The 13,279-nt window shown below is 58.4% G+C and carries 11 protein-coding genes; 9 read left to right on the top strand and 2 right to left on the bottom strand.

The window, feature by feature from the left end:
* Positions 1-50 precede the first annotated feature (50 nt).
* The gene (locus C4N23_RS01890; RefSeq protein ID WP_112143655.1) at positions 51-1,475 is read left to right on the top strand and encodes a radical SAM/SPASM domain-containing protein; all 1,425 of its coding nucleotides are present in this window, start codon (positions 51-53) and stop codon (positions 1,473-1,475) included.
* A 110-nt stretch (positions 1,476-1,585) separates the two neighbouring features.
* Here the strand turns inward: C4N23_RS01890 and C4N23_RS01885 are convergent, their stop codons facing one another.
* Together C4N23_RS01885 and C4N23_RS01880 are read right to left on the bottom strand one after the other, a co-directional pair.
* Positions 1,586-2,812, bottom strand: coding sequence for an AI-2E family transporter (locus C4N23_RS01885; protein WP_242983699.1), 1,227 nt, complete (start codon positions 2,810-2,812; stop codon positions 1,586-1,588).
* 36 nt (positions 2,813-2,848) lie between these two features.
* Entirely contained in the window at positions 2,849-4,195 is a 1,347-nt protein-coding gene (locus C4N23_RS01880) for a butyryl-CoA:acetate CoA-transferase (protein WP_112143653.1), read from the bottom strand.
* 395 nt (positions 4,196-4,590) lie between these two features.
* On the opposite strand from C4N23_RS01880, the gene coaD reads away from it, so the two are divergent.
* The 8 genes from coaD (at position 4,591) to C4N23_RS01840 (ending at position 13,143) form a co-directional block, all read left to right on the top strand.
* Positions 4,591-5,094 (top strand): pantetheine-phosphate adenylyltransferase, encoded by a 504-nt coding sequence (gene coaD / locus C4N23_RS01875; protein ID WP_055187885.1) that lies wholly within the window; start codon positions 4,591-4,593, stop codon positions 5,092-5,094.
* Positions 5,095-5,185: 91 nt separating this feature from the next.
* Positions 5,186-6,403, top strand: a complete 1,218-nt coding sequence (locus C4N23_RS01870; protein WP_055187887.1) for an acetyl-CoA C-acetyltransferase — start codon at positions 5,186-5,188, stop codon at positions 6,401-6,403.
* A 105-nt stretch (positions 6,404-6,508) separates the two neighbouring features.
* The gene (locus C4N23_RS01865) at positions 6,509-7,294 is read left to right on the top strand and encodes an enoyl-CoA hydratase-related protein (protein WP_112143651.1); all 786 of its coding nucleotides are present in this window, start codon (positions 6,509-6,511) and stop codon (positions 7,292-7,294) included.
* A gap of 93 nt (positions 7,295-7,387) precedes the next feature.
* On the top strand, positions 7,388-8,260 hold the full coding sequence (locus C4N23_RS01860) for a 3-hydroxyacyl-CoA dehydrogenase family protein (protein WP_055187891.1): 873 nt from the start codon (positions 7,388-7,390) through the stop codon (positions 8,258-8,260).
* A gap of 120 nt (positions 8,261-8,380) precedes the next feature.
* Positions 8,381-9,550, top strand: a complete 1,170-nt coding sequence (locus tag C4N23_RS01855; protein ID WP_055187892.1) for an acyl-CoA dehydrogenase — start codon at positions 8,381-8,383, stop codon at positions 9,548-9,550.
* Positions 9,551-9,567: 17 nt separating this feature from the next.
* On the top strand, positions 9,568-10,362 hold the full coding sequence (acrB, locus tag C4N23_RS01850; protein ID WP_055187894.1) for an acryloyl-CoA reductase electron transfer subunit gamma: 795 nt from the start codon (positions 9,568-9,570) through the stop codon (positions 10,360-10,362).
* A gap of 21 nt (positions 10,363-10,383) precedes the next feature.
* Positions 10,384-11,478, top strand: coding sequence for an acryloyl-CoA reductase electron transfer subunit beta (gene acrA, locus C4N23_RS01845; protein WP_112143649.1), 1,095 nt, complete (start codon positions 10,384-10,386; stop codon positions 11,476-11,478).
* 144 nt (positions 11,479-11,622) lie between these two features.
* Complete coding sequence (locus C4N23_RS01840) at positions 11,623-13,143, top strand: DUF3794 and LysM peptidoglycan-binding domain-containing protein (protein ID WP_112143647.1); 1,521 nt, start codon at positions 11,623-11,625, stop codon at positions 13,141-13,143.
* Positions 13,144-13,279 lie beyond the last annotated feature (136 nt).

Here is a 13,279-nt window from a genome sequence, read left to right as displayed (position 1 = left end):
TCCGGCAGGGGAGACTCTTCCCCGTATCAAAAGCATTGGAGGAAATTGGAATGAATACCGCATTTGATTCGTTGACGCACAAGATGCAGCGTGCTGCACTGGGCAAGACTGTAGATCTCGTGCTTTCCCACGCCGAGAAAGACCCCGCTAAGACCGTTGGTCAGATCGTCGATCTCTCCAAGCAGTTCTACGGCAATTCCTTCAGCGACGAGACCTACGCACACGCCAAGCAGACCCTGACGGACCCGGACAGCAAGTGGTCTAAGCTCATCAACTGTGTGCTGAACCAGCTGAACCCCAATGTGGCCCGCACCACGGCCCTGAACCTCGGCTACGAGGCTTTCTTCCGCGGCACCAAGACCATCCGCGAGAACCGCGTCAAGTACCAATGCAATGTACCTTGGCTGATCCTGTTTGACCCCACCTCTGCCTGCAACATGCACTGTGTCGGCTGCTGGGCCGGTGAGTACGGCAACAAGAACAACCTGAGCTTTGACGATATGGACAAGATCGTTTCGCAGGGCAAGGAGCTGGGGGTGTACCTCTATATGCTGACCGGCGGCGAGCCGCTGGTGCGCAAGGCTGATATCCTGAAGCTGGCCGAGAAGCACAACGACGTCCAGTTCGCCATCTACACCAACTCCACCCTGATCGACGAGCCCTTCTGCAAAGAAGTCGTCCGTCTGGGCAACATCGCCTTCATGCTGTCCATTGAGGGCACCCCGGAGACCAACGATGCCCGCCGTGGGGAGGGCCACTACGCTGCCGTCATGCACGCCATGGATCTGCTCAAGCAGTACGGTATCCTGTTCGGCACCTCCATCTGCTACACCAGCGCCAACATTGAGGCTGTCACCAATGATGACTTCATGCGCTTCCTCTGCGACAAGGGTGCCCACTTCGGCTTCTACTTCCACTACATGCCCGTGGGCAACGAGGCCGCCCCTGAACTGATGCCCACCCCGGAGCAGCGCAAGTACATGATCGACCGCATCCGTTACCTGCGCAGCGAGGCATGCGACATCCCGTTCTACCCGATGGACTTCCAGAACGACGGCGAGTTCGTCGGCGGCTGCATCGCGGGCGGCCGCAACTACTTCCACATCAACTCGGCCGGTGATGCAGAGCCCTGCGTCTTCATCCACTACTCCAATGCCAATATCCACGACAGCAGCATTCTGGAGATCCTGCAGAGCCCGCTGTTCATGGCTTACCACAACGGCCAGCCCTTCAACAAGAACCACCTGCGTCCCTGCCCCATGCTGGAAAACCCCGAACTGCTGAAGAAGATGGTCCACGAGACCGGTGCCCACAGCACCGACCTCCAGAGCCCGGAGACGGTGGATCACCTGTGTGACAAGTGCAAGGCCTACGCCGACAACTGGCAGCCCATGGCAGACGAGATCTGGTCTCACACCAAGATCCGCGAGAGCCGCTACGAGAACTATAAAGATTGGAAGCCCAATCAGCAGTAAGTTCACCGGAAACTGCAATGCCCCGCCGTCCTATATGGGATGGCGGGGCATTTTTGCGTCAAAAACGCTCTGCCGTCGGGTGGGCGGCAGAGCGTTGAAAGAAAACCGTGTTATTCGTCTTCGGGGTCGCCGAAGTGGTCGTGGTAGGTGGTGACCATTTCCAGCTCTTCGTTGCGTTTCAGGCCGTGGAGGACCAGTTTCTTGATGACGTCATAGATGACGGCAAAGAGCGGCACGCCGATGATCATGCCCACAAAGCCCCACAGGCCGCCGAACAGCAGGATGGCGAAGAGCACCCAGAAGCTCGAAAGGCCGGTGGTGTTGCCGAGGATCTTGGGTCCGATGATGTTGCCGTCCACCTGCTGCAGAACCAGCACGAAGAGAACGAACCAGAGCGCCTTGATGGGATTCTGGATCAGGATGAGCAGGGTGGCAGGAATGGCACCGATGAAGGGACCGAAGAAGGGGATGACATTCGTCACACCGATGATGACGGAGACGAGCAGGGCACTGGGGAACTTGAAGATCAGACAGGCGATGTAGCACAGCACGCCGATGATCGCGGAATCCAAGATCTTGCCATTGATGAAGCCGCCGAACATCTTATCGGCGTAGCAGATCTCGTCCAGAAAGAGGTCGGCCCAGCGGCGCTTGACAAGGCTGTAGAGGATCAGCTTGCCCTGCTGGCCGAACTTCTTCCGGCTGGCCAGCAGATAGACCGAGACAATCAGGCCGATGACAAGGTTCTTCAGGAAGGCCACGAAGCTCATCACGCCGACGGCTGCACCGCTCAGGATGCTCTGCATGGAGGGGAGAACGGTCTCCTTCACCCATGTGTCCAGATTGGCCTGCAATTTGTCGTAGGAGGTCTCAATGAAGTCCAGCAGCTGTTCGTTGCTGGCGATGATCTCCTGCTTGGAGGCCCAGTCCACAAAGTCCCGGATGTTGTTCCGCGCGGTGTAATACAGCGTGGTCACGCTGGTAACGAGCTGCGGCACGATCATCATGAACAGGGCGTAGACAACGAGGATGCCGAACAGCAGCGAGAACGCCACGGCCAGCATATTGGCTGTGCTGCCCATCTTCTCCGGCAGCAAGCGGCGGAGAAAATTCTCCACCGTGTTGCAGACCGGCTTGAGCAGGTAGGCGATCACCGCGCCGTAGATGAAGGGCATCAGGATGCCCGTCACCTTGGAGATCGCGTTCCCAAAGCCCTGAAAACGGTAGATCAGGAAGAAGAAGATGATGCTCAGTGCAATGGCACCGAACCCCGCGAGCATCCCGTAAAGGTATGGCTTGATGTGTGGCTTTTTGTCCATCATGTTTGCAAACTCCATTCCTGCCGCGGGCAGCAGGAACTCCCGCGGCGTCGCTCAGCGCTTGTTGCTCCGGCGCCAAATGTGCATTTTTTCAGCTTCGGCGATCAGCTCATCCCGGAAATCGGGGTGTGCAACACTGATCAGAGCTTCTGCCTTTTCCCAACTGGTCAGACCCTTCAGGTTTACGCAGCCGTACTCGGTGCACAGATAGTGGATGTTGGCACGGGTATCGGTGACGATGCTGCCGTTTTCCAGCGTGGGGCGGATGCGGCTCTCGACCTTGCCGGTCTTCTTGTTCATAAAGGTAGAGGACAGGCAGATGAAGCTCTTGCCGCCGTTGGAAAGGTATGCGCCCAGAACGAAGTCCAACTGGCCGCCTGCGCCGGAGATGTGCTTGATGCCCGCGCTCTCGGCGTTAACCTGACCGAACAGGTCGATATCGACGGCGTTGTTGATGGAGATGAAGTTGTCGAGGGCAGAGATGCTGCGGATGTCGTTGGTGTACTCCACGGGAGCGGCCATGCACTCCGGGTTGTTGTCGAGGTAATCGTACATCTTCTGGGTGCCGGCACCGAAGGCGTAGACCTGACGGCCCTTGTCCAGATTCTTGTGGCGGCCGGTGATCTTGCCCGCCTTGGCGATATCCACAAAGGCGTCCACATACATTTCGGTGTGCACGCCGAGGTCCTTCAGGTCACTCTGAGCGATCAGGTTGCCGATGGCGTTGGGCATACCGCCGATGCCCAGCTGCAAGCAAGCGCCGTTGGGGATCTGCGGGACGATGAGGTTTGCCACGGCGAGATCGACCTCGGTGGCTGCACCGGGAGCGGCCATCTGGCCCAGCGGCGGGTTATTGCCCTCCACCACACCGGCCACCTGCGAGATGTGCACCCAGTTCTCGGTGCCGCCGAGGCAGCGCGGCATATTGGTGTTGATTTCCACGATGATCTTCTTGGCCTTTTCGCAGACGGCACCCAGATGGGAAGCACTGGGGCCGAAGTTGAAATAGCCGTGCTCGTCCATCGGGGTCACCTGAAAGACCGCCACATCCACGGGGTCCGTGCTGTCGCGGTAGTAGCGGGGCAGCTCGGAATAGCGGATGGGGGAGTAGAAGGAGAAGCCCTGCGCAATGGCCTTGCGCTCGATGCCGCTCATGTGCCAGCTGTTCCATGTCATATGGGCAGCGGGGTCGTCGATCTGGAAGATCTCCGGCACCCACATCAGGATGCCGCCGCGGAAGTTGACGTTCTCCAATTCAGGCAGACGCTTTGCGATGGCAGCATCCACAGCCACCGGGGTGTTCACGGCCCAGCCATAATCCACCCAGTCGCCGCTCTTGACCAAAGCAGCGGCCTGCTCGGCGGTCATTTTCTTCTGCGCATACAATTCCGTGTAATCCATTATAAACCATCCTCTCCTACAATAACATAAAGGAATTGTAAACTCTTACAATCCGATAACTTAGTTATAACATTAACAAAAAGGAGAATCAATACTTTCGCGCCAATTCGGTGCAAAAAAGTAGCTGGATGGCAACATAACTAAAATTCTTAGCGATTCAACCGGATTCTTTGGTACAGGGGAAACAAATTTTTTGAAAAATGACTTGATAAAATTTTGACGATATGGTTTACTTATAGCGTAGCAGGGCGCAGTGCGGACGCACGGCATGAATCGTTTAAAAATTAACGATGATGTGTGCCGCAGGAAAGCGCCCCTTGCACCCGGAACTGGAAAGTGCTATCATGACAAAACCAAACGCGCTTTTCATACGAGAGCGCATCAAGGAGGACACGATGGCAACAGCAGTTTATCCCGGATCCTTTGATCCGGTCACCAAAGGACATCTCGATATCATCAAGCGTGCCGCGAAGATCAACGATCACCTGATCGTGGCGGTGCTCATCAACAGCGCGAAGCATCCTCTGTTTACCGTAGAGGAGCGGGTGGTGCTGTTGCAGGAGTGCTGCAAGGACATCCCGAACGTCTCCGTGGAGAGCTTCGACGGCCTGACCGTGGAGTTCGCAAAAAAGCGCCACGCTTCGGTTATGGTGCGGGGGCTGCGGGCGGTCACGGATTTCGAAGACGAGATCCAGCTTGCTCAGACCAATCACGCATTGATGCCCGGCATCGAGACGATGTTCCTTGCGACCAGCATCAAATGGAGCTATCTTTCCTCGACGATCGTGAAAGAAGCTGCCCGCTACGGCAGCAGCATCTCCAAGTTCGTCACCCCGAATGTCGAGGCCGCCGTCATCAAGAAGATGGCCGAGCGCCGGGCGAACGGGGAAGAGCCTTGAAGGCTTGATCCTTATGTGCAAACGCTTCGGGCGTTTCGATAAACTAGGTTCCTAAAATTCACCAACATACACAAATCAGGAGGCTACTAACATGAAGAAAGTTGTTATCGCATCTGCATGCCGTACCGCGATCGGTAAATTCGGCGGCACTCTTGCCAACGTCCCCGCAGCAGAGCTGGGCTCCATCGTTATCAAGGAGGCACTGGAGCGTGCACATGTCGCACCGGAGCAGGTGGATCATGTTTACATGGGCTGCGTCATTCAGGCTGGTCTGGGCCAGAACGTTGCACGTCAGGCTTCCCTGAAGGCTGGTCTGCCCATCGAGACTCCTGCCGTCACCGTCAACGTGGTCTGCGGCTCCGGTCTGAACTGCGTCAACATGGCTGCCCAGATGATCGAGGCTGGCGATGCGGATATCGTGGTCGCCGGTGGTATGGAGAACATGGACATGGCTCCCTTCGCAATGATGAAGGGCCGCTACGGCTACCGCATGGGCGCCCCCATGGGTAAGAGCGAGCTGGTCGATACCATGGTCAACGATGCACTGTGGGATGCAACCGGTTTCAACAAGCACATGGGCATGACCGCTGAGAACGTCTGCACCAACGAGACCTATCAGAAAAAGTACGGCTACAACCCCATCACCCGTGAGGAGCTGGATCAGTTCTCCTACAACAGTCAGGTCAAGGCTGACAAGGCCATCAAGGACGGCGCTTTCAAGGACGAGATCGTTCCTGTCGTCATCAAGGGCAAGAAGGGCGACACCGTGTTCGATACCGATGAAGGCCCCCGTCTGACCCCGGTCGAGAAGCTGGGTACCCTGAAGCCCGCTTTCACCAAGGACGGCATCGTGACCGCCGGCAACTCTTCCGCTATCAACGATGGCGCTGCTGCTCTGGTCGTCATGAGCGAGGAGAAGGCTAAGGAGCTGGGTGTCACCCCGCTGGCAACTTGGGTCGCTGGTGCTTTGGCTGGCGTCGAGCCCGAAGTCATGGGTCTGGGCCCCATCGCTGCTACCAAGAAGGTCATGAAGAAGACCGGCCTGACCGTTGCTGATATGGATCTGATCGAGGCCAATGAGGCCTTCGCTGCTCAGTCTGTGGCCGTCAGTCAGGCACTGAACTTCGACATGAGCAAGGTGAACGTCAACGGCGGCGCAATCGCTCTGGGCCACCCGGTCGGCGCTTCCGGCGCTCGTATCCTCGTCACCCTGCTGTATGCGATGAAGCACCGCGGCGCTCACAAGGGTCTGGCTACCCTGTGCATCGGCGGCGGCATGGGCTGCGCTACCATCGTCGAGATGGACTAATTACTGGAGGCACTCCAGATTTCAGAACGGCCCGTGCAGGAGCAACTCCTCCTGCACGGGGGCTGTTCTTGGCTGAGAATAAGACTTTGAATGGAGGTCTTCACAATGGCATTTGTTAAAACCGAGGTGCAGGGCGCCGTCGAGATCATCACCATCGACCGCCCGAAGGCACTGAATGCGCTGAACCCCGAAGTTCTGGCTGACCTGAAGGCTGCTTTTGAGGCAGTGGATCAGGAAACCATCCGCTGCATCGTCCTGACCGGCGAAGGCGACAAGAGTTTCGTGGCCGGTGCGGACATCGGCTCCATGAGCACCATGACCAAGGCAGAAGGCGAGGCCTTCGGCAAGCTGGGCAACGATGTGTTCCTGATGATCGAGAGCTTCCCGATCCCCGTCATTGCAGCCGTCAACGGCTTCGCACTGGGCGGCGGCAACGAGCTGGCTATGAGCTGCGACATCCGCATCTGCTCCGATAACGCTGTGTTCGGCCAGCCGGAAGTCGGCCTCGGCATCACGCCGGGCTTCGGCGGCACCCAGCGTCTGGCTCGTCTGGTCGGCATGGGCATGGCAAAGCAGCTGGTCTACTCCGCTCTGAACATCAAGGCGGATGAGGCTTACCGCATCGGTCTGGTCAACGCCGTGTATCCTCAGGCTGAGCTGATGGAGAACGTCCTGAAGCTGGCGGGCAAGATCGCAAAGAACGCACCCATTGCAGTGCGTAACTGCAAGAAGGCCATCAACGGCGGCATCAGCCTCCCCATCGAGAAGGCAGTCGAAGTTGAGGAAAAGCTGTTCGGCGACTGCTTCGAGACCCACGACCAGAAGGAAGGCATGGCATGCTTCCTTTCCCGTGAGAAACCGAAGCCCAAGGCTGTTTTTACCAACAACTAATTTGAATTTGTAATTTTAAGCTTCTGCTGCCCGGTTCCTGCCGGAGAGGGAGCCGGGGAACGGAAGTTCAATGAAATAAAGGAGAGATATCCTATGAAGATCGGTGTTATTGGCGCTGGCACGATGGGTCAGGGCATTGCAAAGGCATTCGCTCAGGTCGAGGGCAACACCGTTGCTCTGTGCGACATCAAGCAGGAGTGGGCCGAGAAGGGCCTCGCTAAGATCAAGGCTGGCTACGACAAGCTGGTTGCGAAGGGCAAGATCCCGCAGGAGAAGGCAGACGCGATCGTCGCTGCCATCACTCCGGGCCTGAAGGAAGACCTGTGCGCAGACTGCGATCTGGTCGTTGAGGCTGCGTTCGAGGATATGAAGGTCAAGCAGACCACGTTCGGTGAGCTGGATAAGATCTGCAAGCCGGAGTGCGTCTTCGCTTCCAACACTTCTTCTCTGTCCATCACCGAGATCGGCAAGGGCCTGAGCCGCCCGCTGGTCGGTATGCACTTCTTCAACCCCGCTGACCGCATGAAGCTGATCGAGGTCATCGCTGGCTGCAACACTCCCGCTGAGACCGTCGAGAAGATCAAGGAGATCTCCGTCGCTATCGGCAAGAACCCTGTTCAGGTCAACGAGGCTGCCGGCTTCGTCGTCAACCGCATCCTGATCCCGATGATCAACGAAGCAGCCTTCATCAAGATGGAGGGCGTTTCCGATATCGCTGGCATCGACACCGCCATGAAGCTGGGTGCAAATCACCCCATGGGCCCGCTGGAGCTGGGCGACTTCATCGGTCTGGACATCTGCCTCGCCATCATGGACGTTCTGTACCACGAGACCGGCGACAGCAAGTATCGTGCTTGCCCGCTGATCCGCAAGATGGTCCGCGGCGGCAATCTGGGCTGCAAGACCGGCAAGGGCTTCTACGTTTATAACGCAGACCGCACCAAGACCCCGGTCGATCAGCTGTAATCTTTGAAAACATTTCTCCCGGCTGCGGGGAAAGCGGTCGGGAGGAATTTGTTTGCAAACCGGGTTCGCCATAAAAAGCGCCCGGCCTATGAAAAATAGACCCGTTAGGAGGATATAGCGATGGATTTTACTCTGTCCAAGCAGCAGCAGATGGTGCAGAAAATGTACCGCGAGTTTGCTGAGAACGAAGTCAAGCCTCTGGCTAAGAAAGTTGATGCAGAAGAGTACTTCCCCAAAGAGACCGTCGAGAAGATGGGCAAGCTGGGCATGATGGGTATTTATTTCCCCACCTCTGTCGGCGGCGCCGGCGGCGATGTGCTGTCCTACGTCATGGCAGTGGAAGAGCTGAGCAAGGTCTGCGGCACCACCGGTGTCATCGTCTCTGCTCACACCAGCCTGTGTGCTGCTCCCATTTATGAGAATGGTACCCCGGAGCAGAAGGCTAAGTACCTGCCCAAGCTCTGCAGCGGCGAGTGGCTGGGCGCTTTCGGCCTGACCGAGCCGGGTGCCGGCACCGATGCACAGGGCCAGCAGACCATTGCAAAGGAAGAGGACGATTGCTGGGTGCTGAACGGCTCCAAGATCTTCATCACCAATGCAGGTTTCGCTGATGTCTTCATCGTCATCGCTGTCACCGACCACGTGCTCGACAAGAAGGGCCGTCCCACCAAGCTGTGCTCCGCCTTCATCGTGGAGCGCACCGATCCGGGCTTCTCCGTCGGCAAGGCTGAGGACAAGATGGGCATCCGCGGTTCTTCCACCTGTGAGCTGATCTTCGAGGACTGCAAGATCCCGAAGGATCGTATGCTGGGCGTGCGCGGCAAGGGCTTCCAGCTGGCTATGGCTACGCTGGACGGCGGCCGTATCGGCATCGCTTCTCAGGCTCTGGGCATCGCCGAGGGCGCTCTGGAAGAGACCGTTGCTTACGTCAAGGAGCGCAAGCAGTTCGGCCGCAGCATCTCCGCTTTCCAGAACACCCAGTTCGAGCTGGCTGAGATGAAGGCCCGCGTCGAGGCTGCCAAGTATCTGGTCTACGCTGCCGCTCTGAAGAAGCAGGAGGCCATGGACGGCAAGAAGGTCCGCTACAGCGTCGAGGCTGCTCAGGCAAAGCTGATCGCCGCCCGCACCGCAAGCGACGTGACCCGCCGCTGCCTGCAGCTGTTCGGTGGTTACGGCTACACCCGTGACTATCCCATCGAGCGCATGATGCGTGATGCCAAGATCACGGAGATCTACGAGGGCACCAGCGAAGTGCAGATGATGGTCATTTCCGGCGCGCTGCTGAAGTAAGGGAGGTAAGATTTACAATGAAAGCAATCGTTTGTGTAAAGCAGGTTCCTGATACCTCCGGTAAGGTGGCCGTCAAGGCGGATGGCACGCTGGATCGTGCCTCTATGGCCACTATTACCAACCCCGATGACCTGAACGCTCTGGAGGCTGCCCTGAAGCTCAAGGACGCCACCGGCTGCGAAGTCGTTGTTGTTACCATGGGTCCTCCTCCGGCCGAAGGCATGCTGCGTGAGCTGCTGGCCCGCGGTGCGGACAAGGCTGTTCTGGTCTCCGGCCGTGAGTTCGGCGGTTCCGATACCTTCGCAACCAGCCAGATCCTTGCTGCGGCTGTCAACAAGATCGGCGTTGGCCCGGAGGATGTCGTCTTCTGCGGCCGTCAGGCAATCGATGGCGATACCGCACAGGTCGGCCCCCAGATCGCTGAAAAGCTGCATCTGCCGCAGGTCACCTACGTTGCCGACATCCAGAAGGATGGCAACACCCTGACCGTGAAGCGTATGCTGGAAGACGGCTACATGATGGTCAAGGTCCAGACTCCCTGCCTGCTGACCTGCATCAAGGAGCTGAACCAGCCCCGTTACATGAGCGTCAACGGCATCTTCACCTGCTACGACAAGCCCATGGAAGTGTTTGATTACAACGCTCTGAAGGACGATCCGCTGATCGAGGTCGATACCATCGGCCTGAAGGGCTCGCCGACGAACGTCTTTAAGTCCTTCACTCCTCCGCAGAAGGGCGCAGGCACCATGCTGACGGGCGACGACACCGCCGCACAGCTGGCTGGTATTCTGGCCAAGAAGCACCTGATCTGATGAAAGGAGCATAGGAATACAATGGCTGATTTTAACGATTACAAGGGCGTGTGGGTATTCTGTGAGCAGCGCCAAGGCAAACTGATGTCCACCGATTTTGAGCTGGTCAGCGAGGCTCGCAAGCTGGCTGACGAGCTGGGCTGCGAAGTCACCGGTCTGCTGCTGGGCGACAACGTGGACGGCATTGCAAAAGAGCTGGGCGGCTATGGTGCCGATAAGGTCATGGTCTGCGACAGCCCGCTGCTGAAGGACTACACCACTGACGCATACGCCAAGGTCGTCTGCGACATGGTCAACGAGTACAAGCCTGAGGTCCTGCTGATCGGTGCGACCAACATTGGCCGTGATCTGGGCCCCCGTTGCGCAGCTCGTCTGCACACCGGCCTGACTGCGGATGCCACCCATCTGGACATCGACACCGCAAAGTATGTCGAGTTCCTGAAGGAGAGCTCCACCATCGACCTGTCCAAGCAGAAATTCGATTATGAGGATCGCAACCTGAAGATGACCCGTCCTGCATTCGGCGGTCACCTGATGGCTACCATCATCTGCCCCCGTTTCCGTCCCCAGATGTCCACCGTCCGTCCCGGTGTCATGAAGAAGGCTCCCTTCGATCAGGCCAAGGCAGACGCTTGCCAGATCGTGAAGCCCGCCTTCGAGCTGGCCGCTTCCGACATCAAGACCGAGGTCCTGAGCGTCGAGAAGGCTGCTGAGAAGCTGGTCGATCTGATCGGTGCAGATGTCATCGTCTCCGTTGGCCGTGGCATCAGCAAGGACGTCAACAAGGGCATCGAGCTGGCTGAGCAGCTGGCTGCCGCTCTGGGCGGCGGTGTTGTCGGCGCATCCCGTGCCGTCACCGATGCTGGCTGGATGAGCGCTGACCATCAGGTTGGTCAGACCGGTAAGACCGTCCACCCCAAGATCTACGTTGCTCTGGGTATTTCCGGTGCCATCCAGCACACTGCTGGTATGCAGGATTCCGAGTGCATCATCGCCGTCAACAAGAACGAGTCCGCTCCCATCTTCGGTGTGGCTGACTACGGCATCGTCGGCGATCTGTTCAAGGTCGTGCCTGAGCTGATCAAGCAGGTCGAGGCAGCAAAGGCCGCTGAATAATTCAGGGTTTCTCATTTCCTGATTTGTGAAACGCCGCCGCGCAGTGGAAACGCTGTGCGGCGGCGTTTTTGCGCATAGCGGCGGGGAAACGCGCATATGCTCTGGTATGTGCTATGCCAAACGGACAGGAAAGGAGCGCACAGGATGGAACTGAAGATCTTTCGGGACGCGCTGCCGGCGGCGGGGGCAGACTGCACCGTCAAAGCGGAGCTCCCGCTGGAAACAGAAATTCTGATTTCCGATTATCTGCCGCCGGTGTTCAAGCTGGTCAAATGCTTTGCGAAGCCGGTGGTGCTGCAAAAGCAATTGCAGACCGGCAAGCTGACGCTGGAGGGCTATCTGCGCTGCATCGTTTATTATCAGGGCGAGGAGGATGCGGGCCTTTGCCAGACCGAGCAGAAGCTGCCCTTCAATAAGGTGCTGGAGCTGCCGGAGTTCACCTTTACGGCATGGACGGCGCAGGTGGAAGGGCAGACGGAATATCTGAACTGCCGTTCGGTCACGCCCCGCCGTGTAGAGGTGCGGGGAGCTTTCGGGCTGGTGGCGTCGGTCTACACCCAACTGAAAACCGAGGTCATCACGGCCCTGTCGGACGGCGGCATCGAGCAGCGGCTGACCACGCTGGAAGGAGTCCGCCGCACCGCCGTGCTGGATAAGCTGGTCACGGTGGAAGGGGAGCTGGCCTTTCCGTCGCTGCCCGCCGCGATTCTGGACCTTGCGGGGACCGTGTCCGTCCATGACCTGAAGGTGCTCAACGCCAAGGCCGTGGCCAAGGGAACGCTCTCCGTTCTCTGTGCGTGGCGGGCCGAGGGGGACAACACCTTGCAGAGTCAGAGTGTGGAGCTGCCGTTCAATCAGGTGCTGGATGTGGAGGGCCTCAGCGAGGACTGCCGCTGCCTTTGCGTGGCCGAGCCGGTGGGCTTTACGGTCACGCAGGGGGAGGGGGATGCGCCCAGTGCCCTCAGCGCAACGGTCATGCTCCGGCTGCGGGCGTGGCGGCCCTACCAGCTGCAATGCGTGGCGGATGCCTTTTCGACCCAGTACGAAACAGACCCGGTTCCCCAGACGGTGCCCACCGAATCGCTGCTCTGCGCCCTGAACGAAACAACGACCCTGACCGGTTCCGGCCCGCTGCCGGATGCCGGGGCAAAGATCCTTGCGTGCTTTGCCTCCATCGGCCCGGCGCAGCTTCTCTGGCAGGGGAAATCTTGGGCGCTGACGGCGCGGGTCGTGGTGACGGCCTTTGGGGAGAACAGCCTTGCCGAGTTGGAAAGCTACGAGAAGACTTTGGAGCTTGCGCTGCCGCTGCCGACGGATGCGCCGGAGGAGGCCGTGCTCTACCCGGAGTGCTGGCTGAGCACAGAGAACCTGCAATGCAGATGCACGGGCGGGGCACTGGATGTCTCGGTGACCGTGCGGGTGGAAGGTGCTGTGCTCCGCCGCAGTGTGAGCAGCTGCGTGGGCAACCTTGCGCTGGGGGAGAAGCTGGCCCCCGCCGACCCGGAGATCTCCCTCCGCATCTACTACGCCCAAGCGGGGGAGGAACTGTTCGCCATCGCGAAGCACTACCATGTTTCGCCGGGGCAGATGCTCGCAGCCAACGACCTCGCCGAGGGGACGACCACCATCGACAAAGCCCGGCGTCTGCTGGTGCCGGGTGCATAACAGGCAAAAATGTCCGCACTTGTATCCCATACGCGGACATTTTTGCTGATGAAGTATGACTTATGAACGAAAAATGAACAAAAGTCGGTCTAAACCTCTCCCAATTCCACACGTCCTTTGCTATAATTTTTCGTGT

Source organism: Faecalibacterium hattorii, assembly GCF_003287455.1.
GTDB classification, from domain to species: Bacteria; Bacillota; Clostridia; order Oscillospirales; family Ruminococcaceae; genus Faecalibacterium; species Faecalibacterium hattorii.
The sequence above is the reverse complement of the archived record's forward strand: the minus strand, read 5'-3'. Positions and strand labels throughout refer to the sequence as shown.